General features: G+C 61.2%; 19 protein-coding genes. 10 read left to right on the plus strand and 9 right to left on the minus strand.

The window, feature by feature from the left end; genetic code table 11:
- Positions 1-3: 3 nt before the first annotated feature.
- The 4 genes from JTP94_RS32865 to JTP94_RS32880 all read right to left on the minus strand — a co-directional run bounded on the left by JTP94_RS32865 (position 4) and on the right by JTP94_RS32880 (position 3,350).
- Positions 4-954: a xanthine dehydrogenase family protein subunit M gene (locus JTP94_RS32865; RefSeq protein WP_204854536.1), complete on the minus strand. Its 951-nt coding sequence runs from the start codon at positions 952-954 to the stop codon at positions 4-6.
- Entirely contained in the window at positions 951-1,589 is a 639-nt protein-coding gene (gene paoA, locus JTP94_RS32870) for an aldehyde dehydrogenase iron-sulfur subunit PaoA (RefSeq protein ID WP_204854537.1), read from the minus strand. The genes JTP94_RS32865 and paoA overlap by 4 nt, the downstream gene beginning before the upstream one ends.
- Before the next feature lie 230 nt (positions 1,590-1,819).
- The gene (locus JTP94_RS32875; RefSeq protein ID WP_204854538.1) at positions 1,820-2,338 is read right to left on the minus strand and encodes a GNAT family N-acetyltransferase; all 519 of its coding nucleotides are present in this window, start codon (positions 2,336-2,338) and stop codon (positions 1,820-1,822) included.
- Positions 2,339-2,354: 16 nt separating this feature from the next.
- The gene (locus JTP94_RS32880; RefSeq protein WP_204854539.1) at positions 2,355-3,350 is read right to left on the minus strand and encodes a LysR family transcriptional regulator; all 996 of its coding nucleotides are present in this window, start codon (positions 3,348-3,350) and stop codon (positions 2,355-2,357) included.
- Between the two features lie 120 nt (positions 3,351-3,470).
- Between JTP94_RS32880 and JTP94_RS32885 the strand changes: the two genes are divergently transcribed.
- Positions 3,471-4,871, plus strand: coding sequence for an MFS transporter (locus JTP94_RS32885; protein ID WP_204854540.1), 1,401 nt, complete (start codon positions 3,471-3,473; stop codon positions 4,869-4,871).
- 45 nt (positions 4,872-4,916) lie between these two features.
- Here JTP94_RS32885 and JTP94_RS32890 read toward each other — a convergent pair whose 3' ends face one another.
- Positions 4,917-6,224 carry an RNA polymerase sigma factor gene (locus JTP94_RS32890; protein WP_210384347.1) on the minus strand — a complete coding sequence of 436 codons (1,308 nt, stop codon included), beginning with the start codon at positions 6,222-6,224 and terminating at the stop codon, positions 4,917-4,919.
- Positions 6,205-6,603, minus strand: a complete 399-nt coding sequence (locus JTP94_RS32895; RefSeq protein ID WP_204854541.1) for a YciI family protein — start codon at positions 6,601-6,603, stop codon at positions 6,205-6,207. The genes JTP94_RS32890 and JTP94_RS32895 overlap by 20 nt, the downstream gene beginning before the upstream one ends.
- A 374-nt stretch (positions 6,604-6,977) precedes the next feature.
- Between JTP94_RS32895 and JTP94_RS32900 the strand changes: the two genes are divergently transcribed.
- Both JTP94_RS32900 and JTP94_RS32905 read left to right on the plus strand, forming a co-directional pair.
- Complete coding sequence (locus JTP94_RS32900; RefSeq protein WP_204854542.1) at positions 6,978-7,355, plus strand: VOC family protein; 378 nt, start codon at positions 6,978-6,980, stop codon at positions 7,353-7,355.
- Positions 7,356-7,650: 295 nt separating this feature from the next.
- The gene (locus tag JTP94_RS32905; RefSeq protein WP_271025221.1) at positions 7,651-8,340 is read left to right on the plus strand and encodes a phosphatase PAP2 family protein; all 690 of its coding nucleotides are present in this window, start codon (positions 7,651-7,653) and stop codon (positions 8,338-8,340) included.
- A 12-nt stretch (positions 8,341-8,352) separates the two neighbouring features.
- Here the strand turns inward: JTP94_RS32905 and JTP94_RS32910 are convergent, their stop codons facing one another.
- Positions 8,353-8,739: a response regulator transcription factor gene (locus tag JTP94_RS32910; protein ID WP_204854544.1), complete on the minus strand. Its 387-nt coding sequence runs from the start codon at positions 8,737-8,739 to the stop codon at positions 8,353-8,355.
- A 229-nt stretch (positions 8,740-8,968) separates the two neighbouring features.
- On the opposite strand from JTP94_RS32910, the gene JTP94_RS32915 reads away from it, so the two are divergent.
- A complete protein-coding gene (locus JTP94_RS32915; RefSeq protein ID WP_204854545.1) occupies positions 8,969-10,648 on the plus strand; it encodes a phosphoethanolamine transferase in 1,680 nt (559 codons plus the stop codon).
- Positions 10,649-10,709: 61 nt separating this feature from the next.
- Here the strand turns inward: JTP94_RS32915 and JTP94_RS32920 are convergent, their stop codons facing one another.
- Positions 10,710-11,006, minus strand: coding sequence for a cupin domain-containing protein (locus JTP94_RS32920; RefSeq protein WP_271025594.1), 297 nt, complete (start codon positions 11,004-11,006; stop codon positions 10,710-10,712).
- Here JTP94_RS32920 and JTP94_RS35720 point away from each other — a divergent pair.
- The 6 genes from JTP94_RS35720 (at position 10,959) to JTP94_RS32945 (ending at position 15,235) form a co-directional block, all read left to right on the plus strand.
- Positions 10,959-11,234 carry a hypothetical protein gene (locus tag JTP94_RS35720; RefSeq protein ID WP_246755464.1) on the plus strand — a complete coding sequence of 92 codons (276 nt, stop codon included), beginning with the start codon at positions 10,959-10,961 and terminating at the stop codon, positions 11,232-11,234. The genes JTP94_RS32920 and JTP94_RS35720 overlap by 48 nt on opposite strands.
- A 64-nt stretch (positions 11,235-11,298) precedes the next feature.
- Complete coding sequence (locus JTP94_RS32925; protein ID WP_204854546.1) at positions 11,299-12,336, plus strand: LLM class flavin-dependent oxidoreductase; 1,038 nt, start codon at positions 11,299-11,301, stop codon at positions 12,334-12,336.
- A gap of 156 nt (positions 12,337-12,492) precedes the next feature.
- Positions 12,493-13,383: a MurR/RpiR family transcriptional regulator gene (locus JTP94_RS32930; RefSeq protein WP_204854547.1), complete on the plus strand. Its 891-nt coding sequence runs from the start codon at positions 12,493-12,495 to the stop codon at positions 13,381-13,383.
- Between the two features lie 136 nt (positions 13,384-13,519).
- Positions 13,520-14,275 (plus strand): COG4280 domain-containing protein, encoded by a 756-nt coding sequence (locus tag JTP94_RS32935; RefSeq protein WP_204854548.1) that lies wholly within the window; start codon positions 13,520-13,522, stop codon positions 14,273-14,275.
- A complete protein-coding gene (locus tag JTP94_RS32940; protein WP_204854549.1) occupies positions 14,272-14,478 on the plus strand; it encodes a hypothetical protein in 207 nt (68 codons plus the stop codon). The genes JTP94_RS32935 and JTP94_RS32940 overlap by 4 nt, the downstream gene beginning before the upstream one ends.
- 175 nt (positions 14,479-14,653) lie before the next feature.
- A complete protein-coding gene (locus JTP94_RS32945; protein ID WP_204854550.1) occupies positions 14,654-15,235 on the plus strand; it encodes a histidine phosphatase family protein in 582 nt (193 codons plus the stop codon).
- A gap of 63 nt (positions 15,236-15,298) precedes the next feature.
- On the opposite strand, the gene JTP94_RS32950 is transcribed toward JTP94_RS32945, so the two are convergent.
- A complete protein-coding gene (locus tag JTP94_RS32950; RefSeq protein WP_204854551.1) occupies positions 15,299-16,234 on the minus strand; it encodes a phytanoyl-CoA dioxygenase family protein in 936 nt (311 codons plus the stop codon).
- Between the last annotated feature and the right edge of the window lie 72 nt (positions 16,235-16,306).

A 16,306-nucleotide genomic window follows, 5' to 3' on the forward strand; every position in this document is an offset into this window, starting at 1 on the left:
CTCTCACCCCCTCGCCTGCGCGATAACAGCCCCGAGCGTTCGCTCGACCAGCGTCACCTTGAATGCGTTCTGCTCTGTCGGATGGGCGCCGGCCAGGAGCTTTTGCGTCACCGCTCTTGCCCCGTTCGGAAGCTCGGCTTCGGCCGCCTCCACGCGCCACGGCTTGTGGGCAACGCCACCAACGGCGACACGCCCGGTTCCATCCTCGTGGATGACGGCTCCGACCGATACGAGCGCGAAGGCATAGGAGGCGCGGTCACGAACCTTGCGGTAAATATGCTTGCCGCCAACGGGTTTGGGCAGGACGACCGCCACGATCAGCTCGCCATGTTCAAGGATATTCTCGATGTTCGGCGTGTCGGCCGGAAGACGATGAAAATCGGCGATCGGGACGCTGCGCTTGGTGCCGTCTGGCCGGACAGTTTCGACGACAGCATCGAGGGCCCGCATGGCAATCGCCATATCGCTCGGATGAGTGGCGATGCAAGCATCGCTGACACCGACGACAGCGTGCTGCCGGCTGAAGCCGCCAATGGCCGAACAGCCGCTGCCCGGCTGGCGCTTGTTGCAAGGCTGATTGGTGTCATAGAAATAGGGACAGCGCGTCCGCTGCAGCAGATTGCCCGCCGTAGTCGCCTTGTTTCTGAGCTGCCCCGAAGCGCCGGCAAGCAGCGCGCGCGACAGCAGCCCATAATCGCGGCGGATCCTCTCGTCCGCCGCCAGATCGGTGTTGCGCACCAGTGCGCCGATGCGCAGCCCGCCCTCCGGTGTCGCCTCGATCCTGTCGAAGCCAAGGCCGTTGACGTCGATCAGATGCGTTGGTGTTTCGATCTGCAGCTTCATCAGGTCAAGCAGATTGGTGCCGCCGGCGATGAACTTCGCACCGTCATTTGCCGCCGCAGCGTTTGCGGCCTGCTCGGCCGAGGTGGCGCGCTCATAGGAAAAGGGTTTCATGCCTTCCTCCCCGCAACTTCGTTGATGGCATCGACGATGTTGGAGTAGGCGCCGCAGCGACAGATATTGCCGCTCATCCGTTCCCGTATTTCCGCATCGCTTATTTCGGTGGCAGTCGTCAGATCGCCGGATACTTGGCTGGGTATGTTGGCCTTGATCTCCTCCAGCACGGCGACGGCGGAACAGATCTGGCCCGGCGTACAGTATCCGCATTGAAAACCGTCATGCTTCACGAAGGCCGCCTGCATAGGATGCAGGTGACCCGGCTCTCCGAGGCCTTCGATCGTCGTGATGCTATTGCCTTCATGCATCACGGCAAGAGTGAGACAGGAATTGATGCGCCGCCCATCGACCATGACCGTGCAGGCGCCGCACTGGCCGTGATCGCAGCCCTTCTTCGTGCCCGTCAGATGCAGATGTTCTCGCAAGGCGTCGAGAAGCGAGGTGCGCGTGTCCAGATCGAGTTCGCGGCGCTCGCCGTTCACTCGGAAGGATACTGTCATGGTGGTGGGGGAAGCGGTCGGTCCGGCCTCCTGTGCCAGGGCCTGGGATGTCGCACCCGTCACGAGGGCGGTTGCCGCGGATGCGACAAGCAGATCGCGTCGGGAAATCTCAAGTTCGCCGGGATGTTGCATATCCAGCTCCAGATGTTCGAAATATTCGTGCGCCTTTTTGCGCGGGGAAGGTTCCCGTCAGCGCTAGGCGGACACCGACCCCGACAACATCGGGTGCGCTGCAACGGCTGATTGGTGGCGTTGCGTTTCTAGGATCGATCTCTCAAGCAAATTAATCCGAGCGGGCCGAACGGCAATGCGACATCGGGTCTATCGGGATAAAGAAATCGTGAAGGTACCGTGAGCTGGCTCTACTCGATCGTACCGCCGCTCGACGGCTCCAGTTCGCATGAAAACAAATGTGTCGGCGCGCCATGCAGCATCACGTCCCGCTCGAAGTCGAAACCGCATCTTTCGAGCACGCGCCGGGAAGCCATATTGACGGGACGAACGAGGCCGATCACTCGCTTGGCATGCAAGTCGTCGCGCGAAAAGGCCAGAGCCTCCTTCACCAGTTCCGTGGCATAGCCGCGTCCCCAGCAATCGGGATGCAGGTGATAGGAAAGATTGAGCCCCTCGAACTCCTTCGAGACGGTCACGCCGCCGAACCCGATCGGCCGTCCCTCGGCCTCGACCGTCCAGCGTCCAAATCCATGCACGCGCCAGTGCGCCCGGTCGCGCGAAAGGCGCCGGGCACTCTCCTCCGGTGAATCCGGCGTCGGATCCGGCCGATGGGCAACAAGCTCGGGGCGGGCAAAAAGAGCTGTAATAAAGGCGAGATCCCGGTCTTCCGGCATACGCAAGGACAGGCGTTGAGTGTGCCGCACCATGAAGACCGCTTTCGGGTTACACCGCCTCGGCCAGGGCCGGCGGGTCATAGCAGCAAGCGGCCTTGGAAACGCCCATGCTGCAGCCGCTCGCCTCCAGCGCATCCGCCACCACCTCGACGAACAGGCGGCGCAGCCACACTGCCCGGCTGTCGGCCTGGTCGATGCGCCGATAGAGCATCGTCACCGGGTCGGCCGGCAATTCGAATGGCGGCACCGAAATCGTCAGATCGTGCAGCTGCGCCATGCAGCGGGCGATAGATTCCGGGATGGTCGCAATGGCCGGAATGGCCTGCAATGTCATCGGCAGAGCGGAAAAGCGCGGCGCGGTCGCCACGACCTGGCGACGATAACCGAGGCGCGCCAGAGCGGCATCCACGTTTGTGGATATGGTGCCTTCAATGGACACGGTCACATGCGGCGCAGTGGCAAAATGCTTCAGTGTAAGCGGTGCGGGGCATTTGAGATGGCGGGGATCGTAGATGCAGAGCGATGCCTGCTCGAACAACGGCGCGCGAATATGCCAGGAGGCGGGCTCGTCATGCACGGAGATGCTGAAGTCATAGGCGCCCTCGTCCAGCAGGCGCGCAGCGTCGCGCTTATCGAACGCCACGCTGACCAGCCGGGCATTCGGCGCCAGCTGACGCAGCCGCGCCACCAGCGGCCCGAAGAAGGACGATTCGAGATTGTCGCACATGCCGACACGGAACTCGCCCTGCCAGTCCGCCGGATCGAAAGCCGCCGGCGGGCGAATGGCGCGCTCGATGCCGGACAGAGCATCCTCGATCGCCGGCGCAATGGAAAGCGCTCGCGGCGTCGGTTGCAAACCGCGCCCGACGCGCACGAACAATTCGTCATCCAGCGTCTCGCGCAGCCGGCGAAGTGCTGCGGAAAGACCCGGCTGACCCAGCAACAGGCGCTCGGCCGCACGGCTCACATTCCGCTCCTGCATCAGCACGGAAAAGGCGAGCAGCAGATTGAGATCGATTTTTCGAAGCGTTGCATCATTCATCATCGCCAGTAATACCTGACATGGTTACTATCAATTTGCAATAGGGTTTGAACGTGTACATTTTCTCGTTCCCTGCCGTTTGCAACCTCCCAAGAGGCGGCAGCACAGAAAGGAACGATCCCGATGACTTCTTCCCAAACCCGAAGCGGGGCTGGATTGGCGTTGCTGCTGCTTTGCGCCGCCAACTTCCTGGACGCCATGGACGTCTCCACCATTGGGGTGGCCCTGCCCGCAATCCAGAAAGAGCTCGGCATACAGGCGACATCGCTGCAATGGGCCGTCAGCGCCTATGTGCTCGGCTATGGCGGCTTCCTGCTGCTCGGCGGCCGCGTTGCCGATCTCTTCGGCCATCGCCGCGTGTTTCTCTGGTCGCTCGGCGTCTTTGCTGCCGCGAGCATTGCCGGCGGCTTCGTCGATAGCGCGCCGACCCTGATCGCCGCGCGCCTGATCAAGGGTATCGCCGCCGCCTTCACCGCGCCGGCGGCCCTCGCACTGCTGCTCTCCGTCTTCGGAGAAGGCAACGCCCGCGCCAAGGCGCTCGGCGTATTCTCCTCGACAGGCGCCGCCGGCTTCGTGCTCGGCATGGTGCTGGGTGGTGCTGCGACCATCATCAGCTGGCGGGCAACCCTGGTCATGGGTGCGCCTGTCGCCATCCTCGCGCTGATCGTCGCCCCCTTCGTCCTGCCCGCCGATCACAAGCGAACCGGCCCACGCGCCCGCTTCGACTGGGCAGGCGCAATCACCATCACCCCCGGACTGCTGCTCTTCGTCTTCGGCGTCACTAACGCCGCGGCTGAGGGCTGGCAGGCATTTGCCACGTGGGGATCGCTGGTGGCGGCTCTGGTCCTGATTCTGCTCTTTCTGCTCGTCGAGGCTCGGCATAGCGATCCGATGGTGCCGCTTGCCATGTTCCGGCGCGCCAAGCTCAGCCACGCCAATGCCGTCGCCGCGCTGTTCCAGGGTGCCTATGTCGGCTTCCAGTTCATCGCGACGCTTTACTACCAGAATGTGGTCGGCTGGTCGGCCTTCGCCACCGGCTTCGCCTTCGCCGTTGGTGGGATCTGCGTGATGTTCCTGGCGCCGCGCTTCGCCACGATCGGGCAGAATCGCGGAACGACTTTGCTGATGACGTTCGGCGTCGGGCTGCAGGCCATCAGTTACATTTTCTGGGTGCTCTCGGTCGGCCAGATCGACACGATCGTGCTGGTCGCCATCTCCCAGCTGCTGCTCGGCGTCGGCTATGCCATGACCTATCCGTCCATTCAGGTCGCAGCATTGTCTGATATCGAAGAGGATAAGTCCGGCCTGGCTTCAGGCATGCTCTTCGCCTCGTTCCAGATCGGCGGCGGCATCGTCCTGGCGGCCACGTCGGCGGTCTTCGGCGCGGCACCAAGCTTCGGCTGGAACCCCTACATTGCCGGTATCGGCTTCGTAACGATCCTGGCTGTCGCGATCACGCTGCTCGCCGCCGTCGGCCCGCGGACATCTGCGGCAAGAGCCGCAAACTATCAGGCCGCCGAATAAGCCAAAACACCACGACCCGCTCTTCAAGGAGCGGGTCCATTCTTCTCAGGCGCAGGCGGCTTCGGCCGCGCGGCGCATCAGCAAATCCCGCTCTCTCTGATTTCCGGCAAGCGCCGCGGCCGCCTCGAAGGCGCAGCGCGCCTCGTCATACCGGCCAAGCTTATAAAGAAGATCGCCGCGAACGCTGGGCAGGAGATGATATTCTTTCAACGCGGGTTCGTGCGCGAGTTGCTCAACGATCTCCAGCGCCGCCTCCGGGCCATCGACCATGCCGATGGCAACGGCACGATTGAGCTCGACGATGGGTGAAGGCAGGATCGCGGCAAGCTCCGCATAGAGCTCGGCGATGCGTCTCCAGTCGGTTTCCCCGGCCGTCGGCGCTCTCGCATGGCAGGCGACGATCGCTGCTTGTAGGGCATAGACGCCACTGGCGCCGCCTAGCTCCCGCACCTTCATCAGCGCCTGTAAACCGCGATGGATCTGCAACTGATCCCAAAGCGCGCGGTTCTGATCGAGCAGCAGGACCGGATCACCGGCGGCGTCCGTCCGCGCCGCCGCGCGGGAAGCATTCAATTCCATCAGGGCAAGCAGCGCATGCGCTTCCGGCTCCTGCGGCGCCACCGATGTCAGCACCCGGCCTAATCGCAGCGCCTCGTTACAGAGCTGCAGCCGCAGCCAGTTTTCGCCCCGTGCCGCCGTGTAACCTTCGTTGAAGATGAGATAGACGACCTCCAGCACCGTGGCCAACCGCTGCGATAGCTCCTCGCCATGCGGCGTTTCATAAGCCAGTCCCGATTCCGACAGCGTCCGCTTGGCGCGGACGATGCGCTGGGCGATCGTCGCTTCCGACAGGAGAAACGCCCTGGCGATCTCGTCCGTCGTCAGTCCGCAGACCATCCGCAAGGCCAGCGCCACGCGCGCCTCGCGCGATATCAGCGGATGGCATGCGGTGAAAACCAGCCGCAGCATTTCGTCGCCGATATCATCATCCAGAGCGGCATCGAGATCCGGCATGACCTGCTGATCCTCTTCCATCTCCCGAACGATCATATCGTGCTTGCGGTCGAGCATCTGACGACGGCGCAAATGGTCGAGCGCCCGGCGTTTCGCCGTCGCCATGAGCCAGGCGCCGGGCCGCTCCGGGATCCCCGCCTCCGGCCATCGCTCCAGGGCGGCGACCAGAGCCTCCTGCGTCAGATCCTCGGCGAGCGGCACATCGCGCAACATCCGTGCCAGGCTGGTGATCAGCCTGGGCTGCTCGATCCGCCACACCGCCAGGATCGTCCGGTGGGTGCCGGCGGCCGTCACGGCCGCCTGTCCCGATTGCCGATCATCAGTGCGCGACGGCTGCATGAGGAATCGGATCGCATACACCCTCCGTATGCGGCTCGAAGTAGGCGCGCACTTCGCATGTTCCCTCCCATCCGGGCATGAAATCCTTGTGCAGCTGCATGAACTCGACCGCCAGCGCCACGGCCTCTTCCTTGCTCTGCAGCTCGAAGATCGCGTAGCCGCCGACGACTTCCTTGGCCTCGACGAAAGGACCATCGACGACGCTCAATTCGCGATTCCGGATTGTAACCCGAGCGCCGGTCGCAAGCGGCATCAAGCCCGCCGTGTCGATCATGCGACCGGCTTTGATCTCCCGATCGGCAAGCTTGCTCATGGCTTCCATGAGCTCCGGTGTCGGCTGCATGAAATCGGTGGAAGTGACGATAGACATGAAACGCATGGGACATTCCTCCAGAAACGAGCCGCCGGCACCATTGCCGCTCAAATGAACCCGCTCATATTGACGACGAAGTTGCCCTCGGAAAATCGACAGGCGCTTTGAAAAAATCTTGCGGTTGCTTCCGACCGGCGGCAAACCGCACCTCCAACCCACGCAATTTACCAATATCGACAGCACGGAAGCAACTTGCGCGGAAGCGCAGAGGCTAGACCGGATAACCTCTTGATCCACCGCATTGCCTTTGTTGACTTCCCACAATCGTTGCAAGATGGTGGGACCTAATTGGACCTGCGGACTTTGGAATATCCGGCACTTCCCCCAAGAGCACGGCCTTCCATATCGCTCCGCAGACAACATGGCGGGAGCTCGTTTCTATGTTCGACCATATCTCGATCGGCGTCAAAGACCTGGTGCGGGCGCAGCAGTTTTACGACGCAGCACTTTTGCCGCTCGGCTATGAACGCCTGAGCAATTTCGACGGCACGATCGGCTATGGCTCGGAACGGCCCCAGTTTTGGGTCAACGAAGTGGAGCGACCGGTGCCCGCCGATCGCGGTTCCGGCCTGCATTTCTGCTTCGTCGCTCCAAGCCGGGAAGCCGTCGATGCCTTCTATGCCGCCGGCATGGCCAATGGCGGCGAAGACAATGGCAAGCCGGGCATCAGGCCGGACTACAGCCAGTTTTACTATGCGGCTTTCGTCATCGATCCTGACGGTTATCGGCTGGAAGCCTATTTCAAGGTCGGCGAATAAACCGCAACCCACAATAGCGGCGAAATGCAACCAATCCGTTGGGCCAGACCCGGCTTCGCTTAACCAACCAATGGATTTTCTCAGGCATTTGATCTTTCAGGTTACTGTCAGGCTTCTGTCGTACGGACGCCTGATGGCGGCCGTGGCGGCGTTTTTTGCAAAAACGCTGGCGGGCACGCGCGTTAGATTGGTTCATGACAGCGGCCGACGTTTCCCGATGTACGACAATTCCCTTGCATACACAAAACGCACGACGTCGGTAGGCACACCCCTCGCGGCATTTTTGGCGCTATTCGTGCTTTGGTGGCTGCTGCTGTTTGTCTTCAACCGGTTCCCCTGGATTGACCTCTGGACAGCTCAAAGCGTTTTCACGGCCGCGCCCTGCGCACCATCGAGTGCCGCCGGCAAAATCTGCGGCGCCTTTGCCCTTGCGAGGAATCCCCTTATCGAAGCGCTGCGTGATGTGACGTTGGCCCTTCCCTATATCGCCGTCGTTGGCTTGCTGGCTATCCTCGTCATGTCCCGGCGGAAACACGGCGCCCGTTGGCGAACGCCGAAAACGGATCAATACATCGCCGCTCTGCTGTCATTGGGCATCGGTTGCGGCCTGATCGTCAACACGTTCCTGAAAGGATATGCCGGCAGACCGAGGCCGCGCAGCACGGATCTCTTTGGCGGCGGGCTGGATTTCGTCCAGGCAGGTTCGTTCGCTGGCCGGTGCCTGGGAAATTGCTCCTTCGTTTCTGGAGAAGCTTCGTCAGGCGGTTGGCTCCTTTGTCTGGCGCTGCTGCTGCCGCAGCGCTGGCGCCTCCCGATCGGCATTCCGCTCGCCATCGTCTCCGTAGTCATGCCTGTAATACGCGTGCTCATGGGCGCCCATTACCTGTCGGACGCTGTCCTCGGCTGGCTTCTGTCGTTGGTGGTCTTTGCAGCTGCGATGGCTGTCATAGATTTCACGCGCTCGGGACCATCCACGCAATCTTGAGAGCAGCGGCGTTCATCCGGCATTGCGCAGACGGATCAGGCGACGGAGCCTAGCTGCCTTGCGGATGCGGGCTGTCATCTCGGCAAGCCCGAAAGGCTTCACGAGATAATCAACAGCCCCGATGCCCATTGCCGTCATCTGATCCGACAGCTGATCATAGGCGGACATGACGATCACCGGCGTCGAATCCGCCCGTGCTTCCATATGCCCCAGCAATGCGAGGCCACTTCCATCGGGCAATCGCAGATCAAGAAGAATAACGTCGTAAGCTCGAGCCGCGACTGCGACCGTTGCGGATTCCAGCGTAATCGACCAGTCGACCGACCAGCCTTCCGCGCGCAGGTGATCCTGCACCGCGTTGCCGATAATAGGGTTATCCTCGACCAATAGAACCCGCACGATTGCTCCCTCGCTGCAACCACGGAGCTATGATGAGGATTGCTGACGGCGACCTGAAATTCAGCCGTAGGCGTAACAAAAAAGCCAAGATCGTACAGATCGACAGAAAAACAGCTGTGTTCAAGCGTCCGTCGTTCAGGTAATTGTCAGGAATGGTCGCCAAGGTTGACGGCTTTAACGATCAAAGCTGCGCCCTGCGGTAGGGGTTTTCCGGCCCAACCGACAGCACATGTCTCGGAGAAAACCATTGAATGACAAAAACGTCTCGTCTGGCCGACATTTCGTCAGGCCAGCCATCGGCAGCGTCACACTTTGTCTTATAGCCACGCTTTATGTGCTCCTTGTGACAAACCAGATGTTCTGGACCAAGTCCTACAACTATTTCACGGCCGAACCCGCTGCCTTCATTGCCTTCGTGGCCGGTATCTCTGCAGGCATTTTGGCATTCTTCACGCTGTTCTCCGCGAAATATGTCACGAAACCCGTCCTGATCTTCTTCGTGCTGGTGGCGTCGGTATCCTCCTGGTTCAACGACCAGTTCGGCGTGATCATCGACAAGGAGATGATCCGCAACGCCGCCGTGTCGACGGGCGCTGAAGCCGGACACCTGATCACGACCCGCTTTGCGATGCATGTGCTGTTGACGGGCATTCTGCCCTCGCTGGTGATCATTTGGGTGCGGATCGTCCATCGCCCCATTTTCAAGAAGCTCGCTTACAACACCGCCGTCATCCTTGCCTGCACCGCCGTCTTCGTCGCCGCCGGCACCAGTTTCTACAAGACCTATGCCGGTGTCGGCCGCGCCCATCGCGACCTGATGGATACCCTTAATCCGATCATGCCGATCACCAGCGTGGTGCGCTATGCCATCGACTCGCAAAGGGATGCAAATGTCGTCGCAGGCCCATTGGGGACTGACGCCCGTAGGGTCGGCGTCGTTGATAACGGCAAGCCGCGTGTCACGATCATCGTGGCCGGCGAAACCGCGCGCGCGCAGAACTTTTCGCTCGGCGGCTATGCCAAGATGACCAATCCGGAGCTGGCGAAGCGCAATGTCGTCTACTTCCCCAATACCAGCAGCTGCGGCACGGCGACGGCAACCTCCATACCTTGCCTGTTCTCCGTCTATACACGGGCGCAATACAGCCATCGCAAGGGGCTGGAGACGGAAAATCTGCTCGATGTGCTGACCCATGCCAAGGTCGGCGTGACTTGGCTGGACAATGACACCGGCAGCTACAACGTGACCGATCGCGTCTCCTACACCTATCTGCCGCCCTCGAACGATCCCCGCTTCTGCAAGGACGGGGAATGCAAGGATGAAATCCTCGTCGACAAGGTCGATGGCTGGCTGGACAAGGTGAAGGGCGATAGCGTCCTCGTGCTGCACCAGCTTGGCAGCCATGGCCCGGCCTACTATCAACGCTATCCCGAGGAGTTCCGCCGCTTCCGTCCGGATTGCCGCGCCAACGATTTCGGCTCCTGCTCGCAAGAGGAAATCACCAACGCCTACGACAATACGATCCTCTACACCGATCATATCGTCTCGATGATCATCGACAAGCTGAAGCAGCGCTCGAACTCGGTGTCCGGCGCCGTCCTCTATTTCTCGGATCACGGCGAGTCGCTCGGCGAGAACGGCATCTATCTGCATGGCGCGCCCTATATCATCGCGCCTGCACAGCAGACGCAGGTACCGATGCTGGTGTGGATGGCCGACGATCTGGCGAAGGTAGGCGGCTACGACATGGCCTGCCTGTCGAAACGCGCGCCCGAGGGCACGCACTCGCACGACAACATCTTCCATAGTGTTCTTGGGATGATGGACATATCGACGAAAGTCTACGATCCGAGCCTGGACGTATTTGCCGCCTGCCGCACGCCGTTGAACAAGCTGGCGCAGAACTGATACGCGGCACGCAGCAACCAGCAGCCCCGTTTCGGTGGGGCTGCCAAGCAATCTGGATTGCTCAAAGTCGCTTAGGCTGGCGGATCGTCCGCTCGTTTTCCACATTGCCGGTGTTGAGCGTGGTATTCGGCTCGAACAGCACGACTTCGCATGTCGGCTCGGCGACCGGGCAATGTTCCACACCATGCGGCACGATGATATATTCGCCCGGACCAAGGACGATATCGCCGCCGTTCTCCTCCCGCAGCCTCATGCGCAGAGTGCCCCTGACGACCAGGAACAGCTCGTCCTCCTCCTCATGATGGTGCCAATGGAAAGCGCCATCCAGCTTGACGAGCTTGACCTGAAAATCATTGATGTCGCCGCCGACGCGCGGGCTCCAAGCCTCTCGAAGGCTGCAAAAGCTTTGGTAAGATTGACCTTTTTCAGCGTGACCATGGGTTCCTCCTTCTCGCCCAAGCGGCTTGATGTCGAAGCTAATATTGGAGGCAGCATCGCCGAAGGCAACGCCGACGCTAGCGAATGCGGTCGATTGCCATTGCCATATCGAATTCTTCGAAGGTTTCAGCCGAAACTTTCCGGGTAGTTGATGAGCCGCGACGACACTACATGCTGCTTCAACATCATTTCGACACATGACAGGAAAAATCATGACGACACACAATGTCGAATTCGGACTGGATACGTTCGGCGACGTGACCTTTGACGACAACGGCACGCCGTTGCCGCATGCGCAGGTCATCCGCAACGTCGTCGAGGAAGGTGTCCTTGCCGATCAGCTCGGCATCGATTTCTTCGGCATCGGCGAGCATCACCGCGAGGATTTCGCCGTCTCCTCCCCTGAGACGATACTGGCCGCGATCGCCAGCCGCACGTCGCACATTCATCTGGGATCGGCCGTGACGGTGCTGAGCTCGGATGATCCGATCCGCGTCTTCCAACGCTTCTCCAGCCTCAACGCCATCTCGAACGGCCGCGCCGAGGTGATCCTCGGCCGCGGCTCGTTCACGGAATCCTTCCCCCTGTTCGGCTTCGAACTGTCGCAATACGAAAAATTGTTCGAAGAAAAGCTGGACCTGTTCGCGGCGCTGCTCTCCAACGAACCGGTGACCTGGCAGGGCAGCATCCGGAAGCCGTTGCAAAACCAGAGGGTTTTCCCGACCATCGAGAGCGGCCATCTGAAGACATGGATCGGCGTCGGTGGCAGCCCGGAATCGGTTGTCCGCGCCGCCCAATATGATCTGCCGCTCATGCTGGCGATCATCGGCGGCAGCCCCTATCGCTTCCAGCCCTATGTCGATCTCTATCAGCGGGCCTTCGCGCAATTGGGCAAGCCTGTCAGGCCGATCGGCATCCATTCGCCGGGCTATATCGCTGACACCGACGATCAGGCTCGAGAGGAATTGTGGCCCTGCTACAAGGCCATGCGCGACCGGATCGGCCGCGAGCGCGGCTGGCCGCCCATGACCCGAAACGAGTTCGAAAACGAGATCGAAAAGGGTTCGCTCTATGTCGGCTCGCCGGAAACGGTCGCCGCCAAGCTCGCCCCGGTCGTCAAGACGCTCGGCATCAACCGCTTTCAATTGAAGTACAGCACCGGTGCGCTCGGCCACGACAAGTTGATGCGCTGCATCGAACTATACGGCCAGAAGGTCATTCCTGCGGTGCGCGCGGCATTGGCGGCATAGTTCGAGATCGGACCTAGCCGCCTTCCGTGATCGACTGGAACAGCGCATGCGTCGCCGCGCCGCGGGGGCATGCGCTGAATCCTGTTGTCATCACTACGTAGTAAATGCTACTTAAGTTAATATGAGTAGCATTTACTACGAAGCGGAAGCGCGCGAATGACAGCGAAAACGCAGGAGTGGCAGACCTTCGAAAGCCGGGTTATCGCAGTGCTCGATGCGCTCGCCCCGGCAGAACAGCGCATTGCCCGTTTCTTCATCGACCAGAAGCAAACGGTCCTCTTGAATTCCGCCGCCCAGATTGCGCAGCTTGCCGGCGCCAGCGACGCCACGGTCGTGCGCACCGCACGTGCGCTTGGCTTCGAAAGCCTGTCTGCGCTGCGTGCCGCCTTACTCTCCGAATTGACAGGCATGCCCTCACCCGGCGACCGGATGGAGCGGACGCTGGCCGAGACGGGTGGCGATGCGCTTCGCCACGTCATGGGCATCCACGAAAAGGCATTGGAGGCTCTGCGACATGAGAAGTTCGCCGTAAGCTTCGAGCGTTGCATCGATATTCTGGCAGGTGCGGCCCGGCGCCATGTCTTCGGCATCGGTCCCTCGGGTGCCATGGCGGATTACGCCAGCCTGCAATTCAACCGCATCGGCCTGCCGACGAATGCGCTTTCTGCCTCGGGCATCGCCTTGGCCGATCGCCTCCTGTGGATCGGCAAAGGCGATGCGGTGCTTGTCATGGCCTATGCGCCGCTCTACCGCGAAGTCGAGGTCCTCCTCGATCAGGCCGCCCGGCATGACGTGCCGGTCATTTTGATCAGCGACGACCTTGGCCCGCTGGTTGCCGGCAAGGTGGCGGAGATCCTTCCCCTACCGCGCGGCAATGCCGATCATCTCGCCATGCATGGCGGCACGATGGTTCTGATCGAAGCGATGATCGTTGCACTGGCAGCGAGGAACAAGGAAGCAGCCCTCGACAGCCTGGATCAGCTGAGCATGCTGCGCGGCTCCATCGACAAGGCCTGGAGCAAACGCGGCACAAGGAAACGGAAGTGAACGCCGGTGCGAGCCAAGGCTCGCATCGTGCGGCGGCCATTCGGCCTCTGGCGCAAGTTCACCCAGAGCATGAAGAAAATCTACGGAGAAAGACCATGCGAAATCAAAGCCCTCATCGTCATTCGGGAATCATCTCATGAGCAGCCTCACACCCATTCTCTCCACCGTGATGGCATCCTTTCTCGGCTCTTTCGTAGAGGTCGTGGAAGCCTTCACCATCGTCCTTGCCGTCGGGGTCACGCGCAGCTGGCGACCGGCGCTGACGGGTGCGGCGCTCGCGCTCGCCGTGCTGGCAGCCCTCGTCCTCATCTTCGGGCCGTTGCTGGCGCTCGTGCCGATCGAAACGCTGCAATTCGTCGTCGGCGTTCTCCTGATCCTGTTCGGCATGCGCTGGCTGCGCAAGGCCATTCTTCGCTCGCTGGGTGTCATCGCCCTGCATGACGAGGAAGCCGCCTTCTCGAAGGAAACGGCAAACCTCCAGGCGCAATCCTCCGATCGCCGCGCCGATTATCTCGCCGGCCTCGCCGCCTTCAAGGCGGTACTGCTGGAGGGCGTCGAGGTGGTCTTCATCGTCATCGCCGTCGGCGGCGCGCATGGGCTGACGCTCTATGCCGGCCTCGGCGCGCTTGCCGCCTTCATTCTGGTGATGTTGATCGGCCTGCTGGTGCATCGCCCGCTGGCAACCGTGCCGGAAAACACCCTCAAATTTGTCGTTGGTCTCATGCTCACCAGCTTCGGCATTTTCTGGACCGGTGAAGGCATCGGCGCTCACTGGCCGGGCGCGGATCTCGCTCTGATTGCCATCTTCGCAATCGTTTCGCTGGCCTCCTTCGCCATTCTTCGCGGCCTGCGCGGCTCCAGCGGCAACCCCACAGCAAAGGCAGCCCAATGACCGTCCTCCGTATCGCCTTGTCCGAGCTCATCGGCATGTTCATCGACGACGGCAGCCTCGCGACCCTCTGCCTGATCCTCATCCTCGCAATTGCGGGCGCGGTCGAATTTCTCGCCATGCCGCCGCTCGTGGGGGCAGTTCTTTTGCTGCTCGGCTGCCTCGCCATTCTGCTCTACAGCGTCCGTCGTGCGGTAAAGCGGTAATATTCATACTCCCCTGCGAGCCTCTTCGGGCCTGCGGGGGAAGATGACCTCATCAATCGCGAATTCCGCCAAGCCCACCACTGTCGCGCATATGTGGCCGGATGTCGCCTCTCGACAGGACCCTTCGCGGATGCGAAGAATTCGGCATCATCAGCCAATTTGGAGAAACGGTCACATGAGCAGCGCCCATCCCGAAGTCTATCTGGTGCGACACGGGCAGACGGAGTGGAGCCTTTCCGGCAGGCACACGGGCCGAACCGACATTCCCTTGACGGCCGCCGGCGAGGAAGCCGCCCGCAAGGTCGCCGGGCGCCTGCCCGCCATCGATTTCGCCGCCGTCTGGTCAAGCCCGTCGCAGCGCGCCCAGAATACTTGCGCGCTGGCCGGCTTCGGCGGTCGGCGCGTCGTCAAGGACGATCTGGCGGAATGGGACTACGGCGCCTATGAAGGCATCACAACCAAGGCAATTCTCGCCGAGCGCCCGGGCTGGCAGGTGTTTCGCGACGGCTGCCCGAATGGCGAGTCGGCCGCCGATGTCGGAGCACGGGCCGATCGGATCATCGGCGAACTTCGCGCTATCGACGGTTCCGTCCTGATCTTCTCCAGCGCCCATTTTCTGCGAGTCTTCGCCGCCCGTTGGGCCGGCCTGCCGCCGCAAGACGGCGCACGCCTGGTGCTCGACACGACAAGCATCAGCGTGCTCGGTTACGAACACGACATGACCGAACCGGTCATCCACCGCTGGAATCAGAACTGATCTGCAACGATATCGAGCGACGGCTGGTCGCTCGATATCGCCGTGGAAAGCAACGCATGGCGCTTACCAGGCCTTAAGCCCCAACAGCTTCTCGCCCAAGGGCGTCAAGACTGCCGTCGATGCATTGTGCTTTTCCCATTCGCGGGGATCACCGGGAAAGGCATCGCGCTTCGGATGATCGAGCTCCCGCCACAGACGAATTCGCTCCTCGCGCTCGGCAACATTGCCGAATTCAGCCGGATGCATGGAGATATACTGCGCCATGCGAACGCGGTTATCCGAATGATTTGGACGCACGCCGTGCGCCAGCAGCGAATTGAAGATCATCAGATCGCCGGGCTCCATGTCGATGTTGACAACTGGCAGACCAGTCATATCGGGATGCATCGGATCGCGATCCGCCGGCTGCGTCTTTTCCCACTCGTTGAAATGCTCGAAAAGCTCCGGCACGCACTGAAATCCACCGACGTCGCCATCCTGCTTTTTCAGGCTCAGCACGCCCTGCACGCCGATGGGCAAGGGACGGATCGAAGTGTCGACATCCCAATGAATGAAGCCGTTCGGATTTCCCTTCACCTTCTTCGGTGGATTGAGATTGGCCCGATCGATGGTGACCCATAGGTCGTCGCGATCCCATATGTCGACGAAGACGTCGTAGATCCGCCTTTCCATGCGGTTATCCCAGAGGTACTGGTGATTGTAGATCTCCAGCATGCCTGTGTTGTTGAGCTCCTTCATCTTGTGCTCGCGCCGTTGCGGCGCATACCAGGTGGAGGAATCGGTTGGATCCTTCTCGTCAAAGCGCCATAAAACGTCGACAAGGCGCTCGACATTCGCCGCCGGCACGGCCTGGCGCACAATCACATAGCCTCTGGTGATCCAATGCTGCCAGTCGTCCTTCGACAGCACCCTGAGCGGCAATGTCTTCTGGATATCCTTCAGTTGCGTCGCGATCGCGGATGCGGTCGGGTGAGCGTCTCGTTTCAAGGCAGGCTGCATCGATTTCCTCCATCTGGCTGGCCCCTGTCATTTCGGGTGACGGAAAAGTTATAGCCGCGGGCTCCCGTGTCA

The sequence above is a fragment of the Martinezella lusitana genome (assembly GCF_016901135.1).
GTDB classification, from domain to species: domain Bacteria; phylum Pseudomonadota; class Alphaproteobacteria; order Rhizobiales; family Rhizobiaceae; genus Rhizobium; species Rhizobium lusitanum_D.

Coding starts and splice junctions, on each gene's coding strand:
- JTP94_RS32890 (WP_210384347.1), bottom strand. CDS start 6,224: ATGCAGCCGTCGCGCACTGATGATCGGCAATCGGGACAGGCGGCCGTG.
- JTP94_RS32895 (WP_204854541.1), bottom strand. CDS start 6,603: ATGCGTTTCATGTCTATCGTCACTTCCACCGATTTCATGCAGCCGACA.
- JTP94_RS35720 (WP_246755464.1), top strand. CDS start 10,959: ATGGAAAGCGCCATCCAGCTTGACGAGCTTGACCTGAAAATCATTGAT.
- JTP94_RS32875 (WP_204854538.1), bottom strand. CDS start 2,338: ATGGTGCGGCACACTCAACGCCTGTCCTTGCGTATGCCGGAAGACCGG.
- JTP94_RS32885 (WP_204854540.1), top strand. CDS start 3,471: ATGACTTCTTCCCAAACCCGAAGCGGGGCTGGATTGGCGTTGCTGCTG.
- JTP94_RS32925 (WP_204854546.1), top strand. CDS start 11,299: ATGACGACACACAATGTCGAATTCGGACTGGATACGTTCGGCGACGTG.
- JTP94_RS32915 (WP_204854545.1), top strand. CDS start 8,969: ATGTCTCGGAGAAAACCATTGAATGACAAAAACGTCTCGTCTGGCCGA.
- paoA (WP_204854537.1), bottom strand. CDS start 1,589: ATGCAACATCCCGGCGAACTTGAGATTTCCCGACGCGATCTGCTTGTC.
- JTP94_RS32900 (WP_204854542.1), top strand. CDS start 6,978: ATGTTCGACCATATCTCGATCGGCGTCAAAGACCTGGTGCGGGCGCAG.
- JTP94_RS32935 (WP_204854548.1), top strand. CDS start 13,520: ATGAGCAGCCTCACACCCATTCTCTCCACCGTGATGGCATCCTTTCTC.
- JTP94_RS32950 (WP_204854551.1), bottom strand. CDS start 16,234: ATGCAGCCTGCCTTGAAACGAGACGCTCACCCGACCGCATCCGCGATC.
- JTP94_RS32940 (WP_204854549.1), top strand. CDS start 14,272: ATGACCGTCCTCCGTATCGCCTTGTCCGAGCTCATCGGCATGTTCATC.
- JTP94_RS32945 (WP_204854550.1), top strand. CDS start 14,654: ATGAGCAGCGCCCATCCCGAAGTCTATCTGGTGCGACACGGGCAGACG.
- JTP94_RS32880 (WP_204854539.1), bottom strand. CDS start 3,350: ATGATGAATGATGCAACGCTTCGAAAAATCGATCTCAATCTGCTGCTC.
- JTP94_RS32930 (WP_204854547.1), top strand. CDS start 12,493: ATGACAGCGAAAACGCAGGAGTGGCAGACCTTCGAAAGCCGGGTTATC.
- JTP94_RS32865 (WP_204854536.1), bottom strand. CDS start 954: ATGAAACCCTTTTCCTATGAGCGCGCCACCTCGGCCGAGCAGGCCGCA.